This is a genomic window from Bradyrhizobium sp. USDA 4472, from assembly GCF_054058595.1.
This window is the reverse complement of sequence record NZ_JBSSAM010000001.1, coordinates 2,764,755-2,780,383: the sequence shown is the minus strand read 5'-3', so window position 1 is coordinate 2,780,383 and position 15,629 is coordinate 2,764,755. Positions and strand designations below refer to the sequence as shown.

Genomic DNA, 15,629 nt, shown 5'->3' with positions numbered 1-15,629 from the left:
GAATTCGACCATGTCGGACCTAGACCGCAATTACGCTTCTCCTTTCGGCAGGGCCGCCGGGCGTGTTGACGCCGCGACGGTCGACGCCGGCCTGCGCGCCTACATGCTGCGCATCTACAATTACATGAGCATCGGCCTCGCCATCACCGGCCTCGCCGCGCTCGGTGTCTACATGGCTGCCGTGACCGACGTTCCGACGGCCGAGGCGGTCCGCGTCGGCAAGCTGTTCCTGACGCCGTTCGGCTACGCGATGTTCGTGAGCCCGCTGAAATATCTGTTCATGCTGGCGCCGCTCGCCATGGTGTTCGTGATCTCGGCCGGCATCAACCGCCTGGCTCCCTCGACCGCCCAGATCCTGTTCTGGGTGTTCTCGGCGCTGATGGGCATCTCGCTGTCCTCGATCTTCCTGGTGTACACGCACACCTCGATCGTGCGGGTGTTCTTCATCACCGCGGCGACGTTCGGTGCGCTGAGCCTCTACGGCTACACCACCAAGCGTGACATGAGCGGCATGGGCTCGTTCCTGTTCATGGGCCTGATCGGCATTATCATCGCGAGCCTGGTGAACCTGTTCCTGGCCAGCACGGCGCTGCAGTTCATCGTGTCGGTGGTCGGCGTTCTCGTGTTCGCGGGCCTCACCGCCTGGGACACCCAGCGCCTGAAGAACGACTACATCTACGGCTACGCTTCCGCCGGCGGTGACATCGCCGAGCGTGCGGCGATATCGGGTGCGCTCTCGCTGTATTTGAACTTCATCAACCTGTTCACGCTGCTGCTGCAGCTCCTCGGCCAGCGCGACTAAGCGCCAGCCGCAAGAGAACGGACACGAACCCCGGCCGAAGGGCCGGGGTTTTTGTTTGCGCCGCCTCCGTCATGAGGAAAATCACGTTGCTCGGAGCAAGGCCCCTGCTAATCTCGCCCCCATGTCCGCACCTGAAATCAGGCCCGCCATCGAGGCCGACCTCCCCGCCATCGCCGCGATCTATCAGCAGGCCGTCCGCGAGGGCACCGCGACGTTCGAGCTCGATCCGCCCGACCTCGCCGAGATGACGCGCCGCTATCGCACGCTGGTCGACGGCGGCTATCCCTATTTCGTCGCATTGCTCGACGGCCGCGTCGCCGGCTACGCCTATGCCGGCGCCTACCGGCCGCGGCCGGCCTATCGCTTCACAGTCGAGAATTCGATCTATCTCGATCCCGCCTTCCACCGCCGCGGCATTGGGTCACTGCTGCTGGACCGGCTGATCAGCGAATGCGAGGCTCGCGGCTTCCGCCAGATGATTGCCGTCATCGGCGATTCCGCCAATGCCGGCTCCATCGGCGTGCACACCCGGGGCGGCTTCAAGATGATCGGCACGCATCCCGATGTCGGCCTGAAATTCGGCCGCTGGCTGGATACGGTCATGATGCAGCGCGATCTCGGCGAGGGCGCGAAGACGGTCCCCGGAAAGTAGGTCACACCGCCGCCAGCTTGCGGTCGATCACCAGCAGCACGCGGTCGAGCTCGTGGCCGCGGCGCAGGATCAGGCCGGTCGCCGAGATCACGCTGTACATGCCCTGCTTGCGCGCGAGCCGCGGATCTTTCTCGATGCGGTAGATCGGCACTTCGGAGGCGCGGCGATAGACCGAGAACACCGCGCGGTCTTTCAGGAAGTCGATGGCATAGTCGCGCCACTCGCCGTCGGAAACCATACGGCCATAGAGGTTGAGAATTCGGTTCAGCTCGAGCCGGTTGAACGTCACCCGGTTCGGTTGGGCATTCGCAGCGGCGGGGCGCACCGCTGCGCGCAGCTCGCTCGGATCGGCATCCTCCGACGTCAAACTCATGGGGCGCCTCCTCATCGCTCGGCATGACCGCCTCCGCGAAGACCGTCCCCGGAGCCGCGGATCATGACATCTGCATGATCGCGCCAACCGTTCCCCGCCGCAAGAGGCTCTTGCCCGGCCTCTCGAACGATCCCGGCTCAGCTCGCCGGGCGCCTGAGAATCATGACACACGCAACGGTGGAACTCCCCAGCGGCAAACCGTCACGGGATCGTTAGCAGGAATCACAGGATCGCCGCTTTTCCGCCCACCGCCTGCCGCCCTGCACTGCGACAAGGCTGGTGTGCGTTGACCCGGTCCTTTCGGTTCCGGATTCCTCAGCCCCCAGCCCCCCGGGGTCGAACAGGATCGGGTCTGTACGCACGACAAGGAGGACCAACGCAAGTTGGTCCTTTTTTTTGTTCGTGGCTGCATGTTGCCCCGACGAAGCTGCACTCCGAGCATCCGCGCGAAAATTCTTTCTGCTCATCCTGAGGGCCGCGAAGCGGCGTCTCCAACGATCGAGTCCCGGATGCATGAGCGGGGCCTGCATGGTGCTCGCGGCGGTGCAGAGCATGTCCGCTAGACGGCGCTCACGCGCCTCCTCACCATGGGGATTGAACGTGGTGCTCGGATCAGCAGTTCGAAGCGTTCGCTTCAGTGCAGCGAGGTGTACGCCGCGCCCAGCATTGCGCCTGGCTTCTCGCGACTGCCGTCCTGGACATAGACCACCGCGCCGTCCACGCCATCGCGCGATGTCAAATTCTCGATCGGGACCGTCCAGCTTTCCGGACGTCCGTTCCAGTCACCGACCTTGAGCAGATTGCGCACGACGTTGTGGTAGGTGATCTGCTGACCACGATTCTCGCCACGGCTGATCTCGATCGGCACCGATCTCACGATCGAGCAGATCCAGACCTCGCCATGCGAGACCGCCGGCTCTTTGCTCGCCGCCACCGACACGTTGATCTGCTTGCCCGCGAGCGACATCGTCACCGGCACGCTCATCACGCCCGCGCTTGAGTCGGTCTTGTCGATTGCATTTTCGATGCCGGAGCGATCGCTGCCGATGACATGCGCAGCGCCGTTGACCACGACCTGCGGCGTGTAGACTTCGCGATCACCGCGCATCCGTGAATAAGCGCGCTGCCGCGCCGAGAAACGTGAGTCCGCCAGCGTGTCCTTCCAGCCGAGATAGTCCCAATAGTCGATCGGCATGCTCAGCGCGATGATCGAGGGGTCCTTGGCGAGATCGCCGATGATTTTGTCGGCGGGCGGGCAGGAGGAGCAGCCCTGGGAGGTGAAGAGCTCGACCACGGCGCGGGGATCGGCCTGGGCGGGACGAATGACGGCGACGATGGCGCAGATGCCGAGTGCTCCCGACCAGAATGCACCGGACCATCGCGAAACGAGATTAGAAGCCATCATTCCAGTCATGTCGAACGTCACACATGGTAGCTCGTTGAGGGAAGATCTTATCGCCTGATGGTCACCGTAGTCTTACGGGCCGAACGCATCCAACCGTCCAAGGGGGGATTTTGCCGGGCAGGCCCATCCGAAACATACCGCAAACGAACAAAGGCGGCCTTTTTGATAGGCCGCCTTTGTCTAGGCTTCTACTCACGTCGCGGTGAGCCACCGTTCACAAATTCGCGCGCTAAAGTACGCCAAGCGCACTTCGATCGTTGTTGGAGCATGATCTTTCCGGAAAGCCGCTGCACCGTTTTCCGGATCATGGACTACGCCGCGAGCTTGCGCAGCACGTAGTGGAGAATGCCGCCATTCCGGTAGTAATCGAGCTCGTCCAGCGTGTCGATGCGGCAGAGCAGCGAAACGCGCTGCAACGAGCCGTCGCCGGAGACGATCTCCGCGGTCAGCTTCTGGCGCGGCTTGAGGTCACCGACCAGGCCGCGCAGCGTGACCTTCTCATCCCCCTTCAGGCCGAGCGACGACCAGGAGGTGCCGTCCTCGAAGGTCAGCGGCAGCACGCCCATGCCGACCAGGTTCGAGCGATGGATGCGCTCGAAGCTCTGGCAGATCACGGCGCGCACGCCGAGCAGGCGGGTGCCCTTCGCGGCCCAGTCGCGCGAGGAGCCGTTGCCGTATTCGGCGCCGGCGAACACCACGAGCGGCACCTGCTCCTGCTGATACTTCATCGCGGCGTCGTAGATCGACATCTGCTCGCCGTCGGGCCAGTGCTTGGTGAGGCCGCCCTCGGGGATGTTTCCATCCGCGCCCTTGAGCATGAAGTTCTTGATGCGGATGTTGGCGAAGGTGCCGCGCATCATCACTTCATGATTGCCGCGGCGCGTGCCGTACTGGTTGAAGTCGGCGGGACGCACCTGGTGCTCGCTGAGATATTTGCCGGCGGGCGAGGTAAGCTTGATCGAGCCGGCCGGCGAAATGTGGTCGGTGGTGATCTTGTCGCCGAACATGGCGAGGATGCGCGCCTCGACGATGTCGGTGACCGGCTCCGGCTCCTTCTTCATGCCTTCGAAATAGGGCGGGTTCTGCACATAGGTCGACGACATGTTCCAGCGGTAGGTCTCGCTCTCGACCGTCTTGATCTTGCGCCAGTTGGTGTCGCCCTTGAACACGTCGGCATATTTCTTCTTGAAGATCGTCGAGGTCACGAACTTCTTCATGAAGGCGTTGATCTCCTTCGTCGTCGGCCAGATGTCCTTCAGGTACACCGGCTTGCCGTCCTTGCCTTCGCCAAGCGGCTCGACGGCGAGGTTCTTGGTGACGCTACCGGCGAGCGCATGCGCGACGACCAGCGGCGGCGAGGCCAGATAGTTCGCCTGCACGTCCGGCGAGACGCGGCCTTCGAAGTTGCGGTTACCTGACAACACGGCCGCGGCGACGATACCGTTGTCGTTGATCGACTTCGAAATCTCCTCCGGCAGCGGACCGGAATTGCCGATGCAGGTGGTGCAGCCGAAGCCGACCAGATTGAAGCCGACCTTGTCGAGATCCTTCTGCAGACCGGAATCGGCGAGATAGCCGGCCACGACCTGGCTGCCCGGAGCCAGCGAGGTCTTCACCCACGGTTTTGCCTTCAGGCCCTTCGCGGCGGCGTTGCGCGCCAAGAGGCCGGCGCCGATCAGCACGCTCGGATTCGAGGTGTTGGTGCAGGAGGTGATGGCGGCGATGACGACGTCGCCGTGACCGATCTCGTAGTCCTTGCCCTCGACGGCGAAGCGCTTGTTGGGCTCTTCGGTCTTCTTGTACTCGCTGCCGAGTGCGAGCGAAAAACCTTCGGCAACGGACGGCAGCGCGATGCGGCCCTCAGGACGCTTCGGACCGGCCATCGACGGCACGACGTCGGCGAGGTCGAGCGTCAGCGTTTCCGTGAAAACGGGATCAGCCGACTTGGCGGTGCGGAACAGGCCTTGCGCCTTGGCATAGGCCTGCACCAGTGCGACTCGCGGTGCGGCGCGGCCGGAGGTCTTGAGATAATCGATCGCGGCGGCGTCAACGGGGAAGAAGCCGCAGGTCGCGCCATATTCCGGCGCCATGTTGGCGATGGTCGCCTTGTCGGCGACGGAGAGATTGTCGAGGCCGGGGCCGAAGAACTCGACGAACTTGCCGACCACGCCGAGCTTGCGCAGCATCTGCGTGACTGTGAGCACGAGGTCGGTCGCGGTGACGCCTTCCTTCATCGCGCCCTTCAGCTTGAAGCCGACGACGTTGGGCAGCAGCATCGACAGCGGCTGACCGAGCATGCAGGCTTCCGCCTCGATGCCGCCGACGCCCCAGCCGAGCACGGCGAGACCGTTGACCATGGTGGTGTGCGAGTCGGTGCCGACGAGCGAGTCGGGATAGGCGACCTCGAAGGTGCCGGTCTTCTTGCCGACCGTCATCTTCTCCTTCTTGGTCCAGACCGTCTGGGAGAGATATTCAAGATTGACCTGGTGGCAGATGCCGGTGCCGGGCGGCACGACGGAGAAGTTCGAGAACGCCTTCTGGCCCCATTTCAGGAACTCGTAGCGCTCCTGGTTCTGCTTGTACTCTTCCGTGACGTTCTTGGCGAAAGCCTTGTTGTCGCCGAAGAAATTCACGATCACGGAGTGATCGATGACGAGATCGACCGGCACCAGCGGATTGATCTTCTCGGCATCGCCGCCGAGCTTCTGCATCGCATTGCGCATCGCGGCGAGGTCGACGACGGCCGGAACGCCGGTGAAGTCCTGCATCAGCACGCGGGCCGGGCGGAACGCGATCTCATGCTCCAGCGACTTCTTGCGCAGCCACTTCGAGACCGCGACGATGTCCTCCTTCTTGACCGAGCGGCCGTCCTCGTTGCGGAGGAGGTTCTCGAGCAGGACCTTCATCGAATAGGGAAGTTTCGAAATTCCCTTCAGACCATTCTTCTCGGCCGTGGGCAGGCTGTAATACACATAGGTCTTGGCGCCGACCTTGAGGGTCTTTTTGCATTTGAAGCTGTCGAGCGAGGTCATGTAGGAATCCCAATTGTTAGACATACCCGGCAGGGTATTTTAACACCGTCAGCGCATCAGGCTGGGTCGCTTGCAGAGGCAGGTTGAGTTGCTGCATCAAGTAGTTCCGGGCTTATAGAAGCTTTCTAACCGCGCCGCCACAGCCACAATCGAACCGAGCAAGTCGCGAGCCAAAAATTCTGATGCGCTACCCCAAGAATTCCTGAGGCCCGGCTTGAACAGGTTGGTACCAGGCCAGATGCAGCTGTCCGGACGCGGGGTCACTTGCGTGCGGGGCGGCCGCGAGGTGTTTTCCGGGCTCGATTTCGAGGCGGCCTCCGGCACAGCCGTGGCCGTCGTCGGCCGCAACGGTTCGGGCAAGACCTCGCTGCTGCGGCTGATCGCGGGCCTGCTCATTCCGGCCGGCGGCACGATCGTACTGGACGGGGGCGACGCCGACGTGACGCTGCCCGAGCAGTGCCACTATCTCGGCCACCGCGATGCGCTGAAGCCGGCCCTGAGTGTGGCTGAAAATTTGTCATTCTGGGCTGATTTTCTCGGCGGCAAGCGTTTTGACGCGGCCGCGAGTCTCGCGGCGGTCGGTCTCGACCATGCCGCCGATCTGCCCGCCTCCTTCCTGTCCGCCGGCCAGCGCCGCCGGTTGTCGCTGGCCCGGCTGCTGGCGGTCCGCCGCCCGGTCTGGCTGCTGGACGAGCCGACCACGGCGCTGGATGCCGCCGGCCAGGAGATGTTCGGCGGCCTGATGCGGGAGCATCTGGCGGGCGGCGGCCTGATCATCGCGGCGACGCATGGGCCGCTGGGGATCGAGGCGCGGGAGCTGCGGATCGGGGGAATGGCGTGAGACGGCACGACCCTCAGCTTTTCGAACGGCTAAGCGCCGCTTTCTCCGTTCCCTCCCGCCTTGTGGGGGAGGGTCAGGGAGGGGGGCGCCGCACGGGGACTCTCACGGTCGAACGAAGCTCTTCTCTGCTCCCGAGCGCACCATTTCCTGGGCTACCCCTCTCCCCCGCCCTCCCCCACAAGGGGGGAGGGAGCGCAGTGTGTCCAGGGCACGAGCTCGGCTCTCATGACCACCTCAGCGCCGAAGCCAACCCATGACCGCGCTGTCCGCCCTGATCCGCCGGGACATCAAGATCGCGCTCCGCGTTGGCGGCGGGGCGCTCATTGGCGTGCTGTTCTTCCTGACCGTCGTCGTGCTGATGCCATTCGCGCTGGGACCGGATCTGGCGCTGCTGTCGCGGCTGGGGCCTGCCATCCTCTGGCTCGGCGCGCTGCTGGCCAGCCTGCTCACGCTGGACCGGCTGTTCATGGCCGACCATGAGGACGGCTCGCTCGATTTGATCACGATGAGCCGGACCCCGCTGGAACTGGCCTGCGCAGCCAAGGCGCTGGCGCATTGGCTGGCCGCAGGCCTGCCGCTCGTTGTCGCAACCCCCGTGCTCGGCCTGCTGCTCAATCTCGACATGGCCGCCACCGGCGCGGTGGCGCTGACGCTGCTCGCCGGCACCCCGGCGCTGACCTTTACCGGCATGATCGGTGCGGCGCTGGCGGTGACGCTGCACCGGGGCGGGCTCCTGATGGCCGTGCTGGTGCTGCCGCTGTCGATCCCGGTGCTCATCTTCGGGGTCGCAGCCTCGCAAGCCGCGATCACGGGGCCGTTGTCATTCGGGGCGCCATTCTCGATCCTCTGCGCGCTGTCGCTGGTCAGCCTCGTGATCGGCCCGTTCGCGGCGGCGGCGAGCCTGAAACATGGCCTGGACTGAAATGGGTTCGATTGTCTTGACCCCGATCAACTTTCGCTGCGCGCTTTCATGCTGATTGCGTGAGCGCCGACCTGTGATTATCAGAACACCATGTCGCTGATCGACCTCGCCAACCCCACCAGGTTCCTCGCGCTCTCGGCGCGGGTGCTGCCATGGCTCGTGGCCGCGACAATCATCCTGCTCGCGATCGGACTCTATCAATCGGCCACCGCGCCTGATGACTATCAGCAGGGCGCGACCGTCAAGATCATGTTCATCCACGTGCCCAATGCGTGGCTGTCGATGTTCGTCTGGGGCGTGATGAGTGTGGCTTCGCTCGGCACGCTGGTGTGGCGGCATCCGCTCGCCGACGTCGCCGCGAAAGCCGCCGCACCGATCGGCGCCGCGTTCACCTTCCTCGCGCTGCTCACGGGCTCGCTGTGGGGCAGACCGATGTGGGGCACCTATTGGGAATGGGATGCTCGGCTGACATCGGTGCTGATCCTGTTTCTGATGTATCTCGGCCTGATGGCGCTGTGGCGCGCGGTGGAAGATCCCTCGCGCGCAGCGCGTGCTGCCGCCGTGCTGACGCTGGTCGGCGCACTCAATCTTCCGATCATCAAGTTCTCGGTCGACTGGTGGAACACGCTGCACCAGCCGGCCTCGGTGATGCGCATGGGCGGCTCGACGCTCGACAAGGCGTTCCTGATTCCGTTGCTGGTGATGGCGGGCGCGTTCACGCTGCTGTTCGTCACGCTGCACCTGGCTGCGATGCGCAACGAGATTTTGCGCCGGCGCGTCCGCTCCCTGCAGATCATGCAGGCAGGTCGGAAGGCAGCATGATGATGTCGCTTGGCCCCTACGCGCCCTTCATCGTGACCTCCTATGCCGCCGCCGCCATCGTGGTCGCGCTCCTGATCGGCTGGGTCGTGATCGACTATCGCAACCAGACGCAGCGCTTGCGCGAGCTCGAGCGCAGCGGCGTCACCCGCCGCTCCGGCCGCAGCGCGATCGACACACCAAGAACGACGACATGAGCGATCAATCGACCCCCGCACCTGCGTCGCGCCGCACCTTCCTGATGGTGCTGCCGCTGCTCGCCTTCACCGCCCTTGCCGTGCTGTTCTGGTTTCGGCTCGGCGGCGGCGATCCGTCGCGGATCCCCTCCGCGCTGATCGGCCATCCCGCGCCGCAGACCACGCTGCCGCCGCTGGAGGGATTGCAGGCCGACAGCACGCGAGTGCCGGGCCTCGATCCTGCCGCGTTCAAGGGCAAGGTCAGCCTCGTCAATGTCTGGGCCTCCTGGTGCGTGCCGTGCCACGAGGAGGCGCCGCTGCTGACAGAACTCGCCAGGGACAAGCGCTTCCAGATCGTCGGCATCAACTACAAGGACGCGCCCGACAATGCGCGCCGCTTCCTCGGCCGCTACGGCAACCCGTTCAGCCGGGTCGGCACGGACGCCAACGGCCGTGCCTCGATCGAATGGGGCGTCTACGGCGTGCCGGAGACGTTCGTCGTCGACCCCGAAGGCACCATCGTCTACAAGCTGGTCGGCCCGATCACGCCGGAGAATTTCCGCACCGTGCTGCTGCCGCAGATGGAGAAGGCGTTGAAGGCGGGGTCTTAGCCAAGACCGTCATTGCGAGCGCAGCGAAGCAATCCAGACTGCATCTGCGGAAGGACTCTGGATTGCTTCGTCGCCAGGGCAAAATTGCGTTCGCAATTTTGTCGCGGGCTCCTCGCAATGACGAGCTGAGACAGCTCACCCCTTCCGCACGTCGCCCGCCTCGGCCTCGCTGGTCTCCAGCGACACCGGCTCGACGCCATAGCGCTTGGTCAGCGGCATCTGGGCGATGGCGAAGATCATGGTCAGCGGCGTGACGCCGAACACCTTGAAGTTGACCCAGAAGTCCGTGCTCTGGGTGCGCCAGACCACCTCGTTCAGCACCGCCAGTCCCGCGAAGAACAGCGCCCAGCGCAGGGTGAGAATGCGCCAGCCCTGCGGCGTCAGATTGAACATCTGGTCGAACATCACGGCGATGAAGGAGCGGCCGAACAACAGGCCGCCGCCGAGGATCGCGGCGAACAGGCCGTAGATGATGGTCGGCTTGACCTTGATGAAGGTTTCGTCGTGCAGCACCAGGGTCAGCGTGCCGAACACCAGCACGATCACGCCCGTCACGATCGCCATGATCGGGATGTGGCGCGTCACCACATAGGAAGCGATCATCGCCGCCACGATCGCGACCATGAAGGCACCGGTGGCGGCGAACAGGTTGAACTTCGCATTGACGAAGAAGAACACGAGCAGCGGCCCGAGCTCGGTCGCAAGCTTGAACAGCGGATGCGGCTGGGTCTTGTCCATTCTCTAACTTTCGATTCCGGCAATGGCGCGGGCGAAATCGCGCGCGGTGAAGGCTGCGAGATCATCGACGCCTTCGCCGACGCCGATGAAATGCACCGGCAGTTTGAATTTCTCCGCGAGCGCCACCAGAATGCCGCCGCGGGCAGTGCCGTCGAGCTTGGTCATCACCAGCCCGGTGACGCCGGCGGTGCGATGGAAGGCCTCGACCTGCGACAGCGCGTTCTGGCCGACGGTGGCATCCAGCACGAGCAGCACCGCATGCGGCGCCGAAGCGTCGACCTTCCGGATGACGCGCACGACCTTCTCGAGCTCGTTCATCAGCTCGGCCTTGTTCTGCAAGCGGCCCGCGGTGTCGATCAGGAGCACGTCGATCGCCTGCTCTTTCGCCGCGGTCAGCGCATTGAAGGCGAGGCTCGCGGAGTCGGAGCCCTGCGCGCCCGCGATGACGGGCGTCTTGGTGCGTTCGCCCCAGACCTTGAGCTGCTCGATGGCTGCTGCGCGAAACGTGTCTCCGGCGGCCAGCATCACCTTGCGGCCTTCGGAAGCAAATTTTTGTGAGAGTTTTCCGATTGTCGTGGTCTTGCCGGAGCCGTTGACGCCCACGACCAGGATGACGAATGGCTTTTTCGCCGTATCGATCACGAGCGGCAGCGCCACCGGGGCCAGCACCTTCTCGACCTCGGCGGCGACCACGTCCTTGACCTCGTCAGCCGAGATCGCCTTGTCATAGCGCCCTGTGCCCACCGCATCCGCGATCCGCACCGCGACCGAGGTGCCGAGATCGGCGCGCAGCAGCACGTCCTCGATGTCGTCGAGCATGGCGCGGTCGAGCTTGCGCTTGGTGACGAGGTCGGCAACCGCGGTCCCAAGCGAGGACGAGGTGCGCTTCAGTCCGTTGGACAGGCGGCGCCACCAGCTCAGCTTGGGGGGATCTGACGTGGTATCGTTCATGGTGGCGGTGTGTTAGCCGTTCCCGCTGTTAAACGAAAGTGTTGAGCCGAAGGTCCTGCAATTGCTCGATGTTCCCCAATTGACCGCAGACGAGATTTTAGGCCGCGTGCTCCATCGCGACGGCCTGATGCTGGTCATCAACAAGCCGGCCGGCCTGCCGGTGCACCGCGGCCCCAAGGGCGGGCCCAATCTGGAAGACTCTTTCGACGCGCTACGGTTCGGCCTGCCGAGGCCTCCGGTGCTGGCCCACCGGCTGGACAAGGACACCTCCGGCTGCCTCGTGCTCGGCCGCCATCGGAAAGCCACCGCCTCGCTCGGCCTCCTGTTCAAGCATGGCAAGATCGGCAAGACCTACTGGACCGTGGTCGAGGGCGGGCCTGCCGAAGACGAAGGCACCATCGACATGCCCCTCGGCCGCCTCAATGCCGAACGCGGCTGGTGGCAGAAGCCCGACCCGGAGGGGCAGAAGGCGATCACCAACTGGAAGGTGATGGGCCGGGGCGAGGGGTTCGCCTGGCTCGCCATGGAACCGATGACCGGCCGGACCCATCAATTGCGGGTGCATTCGTCGGCGACCGGCTGGCCGATCTTCGGCGACAACATCTACGGCAACGGCCCGCGCTTCGGCGAGCCGAAGCTGCACCTGCATTCCCGCGAGATCGTGGTGCCGATCTCCCGGAACAAGGAGCCGGTCCGCGTGGTCGCGCCGGCCCCGCCCCACATGCACGAGAAGCTCCGCGCCTGCGGCTGGAACGGGGAATAGCGGCTTCCGGGGCATGGTTTACGAAACGTTCAGTGCTCGTTGGTAATGATGGCGATTGCTTAGAACAAGCCTCCCATCCGCTCAGGACGAGCAACGCGTCATGTCCACCGCCCAGCCATCGATCGTCGACGAGGTCGAATCCGCGATCCGGACCGGCTCGGCGGAAAAGGGCATGGAGACGGCCCGGCGCGTCACCGACCTGTTCCTCTCCTCCGCCGGCAGCTTCAACGACGAGCAGATCGCGCTGTTCGACGATGTGCTCGAGCGCCTGATCGGCACCATCGAGTTGCGCGCCATCGCCGATGTGGCAGCGCGCGTTGCGCTCGCCGAAATCAGCGCCCAGCTTGCGCCGATCGCGCAAGCGCCGCCCTCCGTGATCCGTCGCCTCGCCAGCAATGACGAGATCCGTATCGCGGGCCCCGTGCTGCAGGAATCCGCGCGCCTCGACGATGACGAGCTGGTGAGGATCGCCTCCAGCAAGGGTGAACCGCACCTGCTCGCGGTCGCCGGCCGGTGGTGGCTGAAGGAGATCGTCACGGACGCGCTGCTGGCGCGGCGCTACCCCAGCGTCAGCCGGCGCCTCGCCGCCAATCCCGGCGCGCGCATGTCCGGAAAGGGATTCACGGTCATCGTCGGGCAGGCCGAGAGCGATCCCGAACTCGCGGTCAGCATCGGCGTCCGCGTCGACCTGCCGTCGGATCTGCGCCGGCGCTTGCTGCGTTCCGCAACTGATGCCGTTCGCACCCGCCTGCTGTCGCGCGCACCGCCCGATCTGTTTGAGGAAATCCAGAGCGCGATTGCCGCCGTCACCGTCGGCGTCGAGCGCGAGATGTCGGGCGTGCGCGATTTCGAAGGCGCCAAGCGCGCGATTGCCCATCTCAAGGCGACCGGCCAGCTCAACGAGGCGACGCTGCTGAACTTCGCGCGACAGCGGCGCTACGAAGAAGCCGTGGCCGCACTGGCGGCATTGTCCGGATCAACGGTCGAGGTGATTCGTCCGCTGATGCAGAGCCTGCGCGAAGACGGCCTGCTGGTGCCGTGCAAGGCCGCACAACTAAGCTGGGAAACCACCATCGCCGTGCTCGAAAGCCGCTTTGCCGGCGGGGCGATGAAGCCGGCGGATCTTGCAAGGGCGAAAAGCAATTTTGCCCGCATGTCCCCGGAGAACGCCCGGCGCACGCTGCGCTTTTGGCAGGTGCGGGCGTCGTAGGCGCTATGCCGTCAGCCGCTCGCCGTCGTTGCCCGTGATCGTCAGCGGCACGACGCTGCCGACGCGCTCGCCCGCAATCGCCACCGGCAGGTAATGCTCGGTGCGCCCCTGCCCGCTGCTCTCAATCAGCACATTGCGCGTCGCGCCGGTCTCCGCGCTCAGCCGCTGCCGCAACCCTGCCTCGCCCGCTGCGCGCAGCCGCTTCGCGCGTTCCTTGATCGCACCACCCGCAACCTGCGGCATCTTCGCGGCGGGGGTGCCGGGGCGCGGCGAATACGGGAAGACGTGCAGGAAGGTCAGGCCGCATTCCTCGACCAGATCGAGCGAGCGCGAGAACATGGCCTCGGTCTCGGTCGGGAAGCCCGCGATGATATCGGCGCCGAAAACGATGTCCGGACGCAGGCGGCGCACCTGATCGCAGAACGCAATCGCATCCTGCCGCGAATGCCGCCGCTTCATGCGCTTCAGGATCATGTCATCGCCTGATTGTAGCGACAGATGCAGATGCGGCATCAGCCTGATATCGTCAGCGATGGCATCGAGCAGATCGTTATCCGCCTCGATCGAATCGATCGAGGAGATGCGCAGGCGCTTCAGCTCCGGCACATGCCGCAATATCTGCTTGGTCAACAGGCCGAGCTTCGGCGCGCCCGGCAGGTCGGTGCCGTAGCTGGTGAGATCGACGCCGGTCAGCACGATCTCCGCATGACCGCGCCCAACCAAAGCGCGCACCTGATCGACCACCGCGCCCATCGGAACCGAGCGCGAATTGCCGCGGCCATAGGGGATGATGCAGAAAGTACAACGATGGTCGCAGCCGTTCTGCACCTGCACGAACACGCGCGGCATGCCGCTCGCGTAGCCGTCGATCAGATGCGGCGCCATTTCCCCGATCGCCATGATGTCGCTGACGGCGATCTTCTCGCTGGCGCCGAGGTCGAAAGCATCGCGCGCCGCGCACCAGGCTTCGCCCCGCATCTTGTCGTCATTGCCGACGACGCGATCGACCTCGGTCATCCCGGCGAACATCGCGCTTTGCGTCTGCGCCGCACAGCCGGTGACCACAATGCGCGCCGAGGGGCGCTCACGCTTCAATTTGCGGATCGTCTGCCGCGCCTGCGCCACCGCCTCGTTGGTGACGGCGCAGCTGTTGATGACGATGGTATCGGTCAGACCCGCGCCCTCGGCCCTGCTGCGGATCACCTCGGCCTCGAAGGCGTTGAGGCGGCAGCCAAAGGTGACGATGTCGACGGCCATCAGCCTGCTGGCGCGAACAGCGCCGGATCGAAATTGCCCTCGTATTCGAAGGTCGCGGTGCCCGTCATGAGCACATGATCGTCGCGCTCGCGCCATTCGATGCCGAGTTTGCCGCCGGGCAGCGTCATCGCGACCTTTCTCCCGGTACGCTTCAGCCGCGCCGCCGCGACCGCGGTCGCGCAAGCCGCCGAACCGCAGGCCCTGGTGAGCCCGGCGCCGCGCTCCCAGGTGCGCATGGTGATGTGCTCGCGATCGACGATATGAGCGAGCGTGATGTTGGCGCGGTCGGGGAAGATCGGATGATTTTCCAGCAGCGGGCCAAAACGCTCGAGATCATAGGCGTTGACGTCGTCGACCCAGAAGATCGCGTGCGGATTGCCCATGCTGACCACGGACGGCGAATGCAGGATCGGGTTATCGATCGGCCCGATCTGCAATTCGATGTACCGGGTATCGCGAAACTCTTCCGCCAGCGGAATGTCCTGCCAGCCGAACTTCGGCGCGCCCATGTCGACGGTGTAGAGGTCGGGCGCCGGACCCTGCCAGGCATTGAGCAGGCCGGCCGCGGTCTCGAACGTTGCGGTGGCCTGGCCGCTCTTCTCGAAGATGCGGCGCACCACGCAGCGCATGCCGTTGCCGCAGGCGCCGGCCTCCGAGCCGTCACTGTTGTAGATGCTGATGAAAGCTTCGGTGCCGTCGAGCCGCGGCTTCTGCAGCACCATGAGCTGGTCATAGGGCACGCCGCCTTGTGCGGATGCCACCGCGCGGGCGTCGTCGGGCGTGACCTTGCCCGCGGAATCGCGCATGTCGACAACGACGATCTCATTGCCAATGCCGTTCATCTTGGCAAATGCGTGGTTGGCCAGGGCGCTCATGAAAATTCCCGAATTTCGCCTGCCTTATATGGCGATCCTTGGCCGTCTGGCCAGTGGTTTGCGATCCAAAGGCCTGGACCTCTGCCATGACGCATCTGTCATGGGACGAACTTGACGCCCGCGTGTTAGAACGGCGCAGTTCGCGCGACCAGGGAGGCGCGGCCGGGATTTGGGCCTTGGTGGGCAAGGTCTTGATACGGAA

The 15,629-nt window shown here is 64.8% G+C and carries 16 protein-coding genes; 9 read left to right on the top strand and 7 right to left on the bottom strand.

Annotated elements, in window-relative coordinates; all coding sequences use genetic code 11:
- Window positions 1-10 precede the first annotated feature (10 nt).
- Together ACVWZ4_RS12735 and ACVWZ4_RS12730 are read left to right on the top strand one after the other, a co-directional pair.
- Window positions 11-802, top strand: coding sequence for a Bax inhibitor-1/YccA family protein (locus ACVWZ4_RS12735; RefSeq protein ID WP_092233985.1), 792 nt, complete (start codon window positions 11-13; stop codon window positions 800-802).
- Window positions 803-923: 121 nt separating this feature from the next.
- Window positions 924-1,454, top strand: a complete 531-nt coding sequence (locus ACVWZ4_RS12730) for an N-acetyltransferase family protein (protein ID WP_456740423.1) — start codon at window positions 924-926, stop codon at window positions 1,452-1,454.
- Window position 1,455: 1 nt separating this feature from the next.
- On the opposite strand, the gene ACVWZ4_RS12725 is transcribed toward ACVWZ4_RS12730, so the two are convergent.
- The 3 genes from ACVWZ4_RS12725 to acnA form a co-directional block, all read right to left on the bottom strand.
- A complete protein-coding gene (locus ACVWZ4_RS12725) occupies window positions 1,456-1,827 on the bottom strand; it encodes a DUF2794 domain-containing protein (protein WP_456700306.1) in 372 nt (123 codons plus the stop codon).
- A 634-nt stretch (window positions 1,828-2,461) separates the two neighbouring features.
- Window positions 2,462-3,241, bottom strand: a complete 780-nt coding sequence (locus ACVWZ4_RS12720) for a DUF1223 domain-containing protein (RefSeq protein ID WP_456700307.1) — start codon at window positions 3,239-3,241, stop codon at window positions 2,462-2,464.
- Window positions 3,242-3,543: 302 nt separating this feature from the next.
- Window positions 3,544-6,264 carry an aconitate hydratase AcnA gene (gene acnA / locus ACVWZ4_RS12715; RefSeq protein ID WP_456700308.1) on the bottom strand — a complete coding sequence of 907 codons (2,721 nt, stop codon included), beginning with the start codon at window positions 6,262-6,264 and terminating at the stop codon, window positions 3,544-3,546.
- 238 nt (window positions 6,265-6,502) lie between these two features.
- Here acnA and ccmA point away from each other — a divergent pair, with 238 nt between their 5' ends.
- The 5 genes from ccmA to ACVWZ4_RS12690 all read left to right on the top strand — a co-directional run bounded on the left by ccmA (window position 6,503) and on the right by ACVWZ4_RS12690 (window position 9,633).
- Complete coding sequence (gene ccmA, locus ACVWZ4_RS12710) at window positions 6,503-7,105, top strand: heme ABC exporter ATP-binding protein CcmA (RefSeq protein ID WP_456738267.1); 603 nt, start codon at window positions 6,503-6,505, stop codon at window positions 7,103-7,105.
- A 253-nt stretch (window positions 7,106-7,358) separates the two neighbouring features.
- Window positions 7,359-8,027 carry a heme exporter protein CcmB gene (gene ccmB, locus ACVWZ4_RS12705; protein WP_456736891.1) on the top strand — a complete coding sequence of 223 codons (669 nt, stop codon included), beginning with the start codon at window positions 7,359-7,361 and terminating at the stop codon, window positions 8,025-8,027.
- A gap of 90 nt (window positions 8,028-8,117) precedes the next feature.
- Window positions 8,118-8,849, top strand: a complete 732-nt coding sequence (locus tag ACVWZ4_RS12700) for a heme ABC transporter permease (RefSeq protein ID WP_456700309.1) — start codon at window positions 8,118-8,120, stop codon at window positions 8,847-8,849.
- Window positions 8,846-9,043 carry a heme exporter protein CcmD gene (gene ccmD / locus ACVWZ4_RS12695; RefSeq protein ID WP_456740422.1) on the top strand — a complete coding sequence of 66 codons (198 nt, stop codon included), beginning with the start codon at window positions 8,846-8,848 and terminating at the stop codon, window positions 9,041-9,043. Before ACVWZ4_RS12700 ends, ccmD begins: the two co-directional genes overlap by 4 nt.
- Window positions 9,040-9,633 carry a DsbE family thiol:disulfide interchange protein gene (locus ACVWZ4_RS12690; RefSeq protein WP_456700311.1) on the top strand — a complete coding sequence of 198 codons (594 nt, stop codon included), beginning with the start codon at window positions 9,040-9,042 and terminating at the stop codon, window positions 9,631-9,633. The genes ccmD and ACVWZ4_RS12690 overlap by 4 nt, the downstream gene beginning before the upstream one ends.
- Window positions 9,634-9,768: 135 nt before the next feature.
- On the opposite strand, the gene ACVWZ4_RS12685 is transcribed toward ACVWZ4_RS12690, so the two are convergent.
- Together ACVWZ4_RS12685 and ftsY are read right to left on the bottom strand one after the other, a co-directional pair.
- Window positions 9,769-10,371: a septation protein A gene (locus ACVWZ4_RS12685; RefSeq protein WP_092233955.1), complete on the bottom strand. Its 603-nt coding sequence runs from the start codon at window positions 10,369-10,371 to the stop codon at window positions 9,769-9,771.
- Window positions 10,372-10,374: 3 nt separating this feature from the next.
- Entirely contained in the window at window positions 10,375-11,322 is a 948-nt protein-coding gene (gene ftsY, locus ACVWZ4_RS12680; protein ID WP_456700312.1) for a signal recognition particle-docking protein FtsY, read from the bottom strand.
- Window positions 11,323-11,383: 61 nt separating this feature from the next.
- On the opposite strand from ftsY, the gene ACVWZ4_RS12675 reads away from it, so the two are divergent.
- Window positions 11,384-12,085, top strand: coding sequence for an RluA family pseudouridine synthase (locus ACVWZ4_RS12675; protein ID WP_456736889.1), 702 nt, complete (start codon window positions 11,384-11,386; stop codon window positions 12,083-12,085).
- Window positions 12,086-12,185: 100 nt separating this feature from the next.
- Complete coding sequence (locus ACVWZ4_RS12670; RefSeq protein WP_456736888.1) at window positions 12,186-13,295, top strand: DUF2336 domain-containing protein; 1,110 nt, start codon at window positions 12,186-12,188, stop codon at window positions 13,293-13,295.
- 3 nt (window positions 13,296-13,298) lie between these two features.
- Here ACVWZ4_RS12670 and mtaB read toward each other — a convergent pair whose 3' ends face one another.
- On the bottom strand, window positions 13,299-14,552 hold the full coding sequence (mtaB, locus tag ACVWZ4_RS12665) for a tRNA (N(6)-L-threonylcarbamoyladenosine(37)-C(2))-methylthiotransferase MtaB (RefSeq protein ID WP_456740421.1): 1,254 nt from the start codon (window positions 14,550-14,552) through the stop codon (window positions 13,299-13,301).
- The gene (gene dapF / locus ACVWZ4_RS12660) at window positions 14,552-15,427 is read right to left on the bottom strand and encodes a diaminopimelate epimerase (protein WP_456700316.1); all 876 of its coding nucleotides are present in this window, start codon (window positions 15,425-15,427) and stop codon (window positions 14,552-14,554) included. Before dapF ends, mtaB begins: the two co-directional genes overlap by 1 nt.
- Between the last annotated feature and the right edge of the window lie 202 nt (window positions 15,428-15,629).

What these genes read in the sequence shown, in the direction of transcription:
- ccmA (WP_456738267.1), top strand. Translation starts at nt 6,503, where the DNA reads ATGCAGCTGTCCGGACGCGGGGTCACTTGCGTGCGGGGCGGCCGCGAG.
- acnA (WP_456700308.1), bottom strand. Translation starts at nt 6,264, where the DNA reads ATGACCTCGCTCGACAGCTTCAAATGCAAAAAGACCCTCAAGGTCGGC.
- ACVWZ4_RS12670 (WP_456736888.1), top strand. Translation starts at nt 12,186, where the DNA reads ATGTCCACCGCCCAGCCATCGATCGTCGACGAGGTCGAATCCGCGATC.
- ccmB (WP_456736891.1), top strand. Translation starts at nt 7,359, where the DNA reads ATGACCGCGCTGTCCGCCCTGATCCGCCGGGACATCAAGATCGCGCTC.
- ACVWZ4_RS12725 (WP_456700306.1), bottom strand. Translation starts at nt 1,827, where the DNA reads ATGAGTTTGACGTCGGAGGATGCCGATCCGAGCGAGCTGCGCGCAGCG.
- ACVWZ4_RS12700 (WP_456700309.1), top strand. Translation starts at nt 8,118, where the DNA reads ATGTCGCTGATCGACCTCGCCAACCCCACCAGGTTCCTCGCGCTCTCG.
- ftsY (WP_456700312.1), bottom strand. Translation starts at nt 11,322, where the DNA reads ATGAACGATACCACGTCAGATCCCCCCAAGCTGAGCTGGTGGCGCCGC.
- ACVWZ4_RS12685 (WP_092233955.1), bottom strand. Translation starts at nt 10,371, where the DNA reads ATGGACAAGACCCAGCCGCATCCGCTGTTCAAGCTTGCGACCGAGCTC.
- ACVWZ4_RS12730 (WP_456740423.1), top strand. Translation starts at nt 924, where the DNA reads ATGTCCGCACCTGAAATCAGGCCCGCCATCGAGGCCGACCTCCCCGCC.
- ccmD (WP_456740422.1), top strand. Translation starts at nt 8,846, where the DNA reads ATGATGATGTCGCTTGGCCCCTACGCGCCCTTCATCGTGACCTCCTAT.
- ACVWZ4_RS12720 (WP_456700307.1), bottom strand. Translation starts at nt 3,241, where the DNA reads ATGACTGGAATGATGGCTTCTAATCTCGTTTCGCGATGGTCCGGTGCA.
- mtaB (WP_456740421.1), bottom strand. Translation starts at nt 14,552, where the DNA reads ATGGCCGTCGACATCGTCACCTTTGGCTGCCGCCTCAACGCCTTCGAG.
- dapF (WP_456700316.1), bottom strand. Translation starts at nt 15,427, where the DNA reads ATGAGCGCCCTGGCCAACCACGCATTTGCCAAGATGAACGGCATTGGC.
- ACVWZ4_RS12690 (WP_456700311.1), top strand. Translation starts at nt 9,040, where the DNA reads ATGAGCGATCAATCGACCCCCGCACCTGCGTCGCGCCGCACCTTCCTG.
- ACVWZ4_RS12735 (WP_092233985.1), top strand. Translation starts at nt 11, where the DNA reads ATGTCGGACCTAGACCGCAATTACGCTTCTCCTTTCGGCAGGGCCGCC.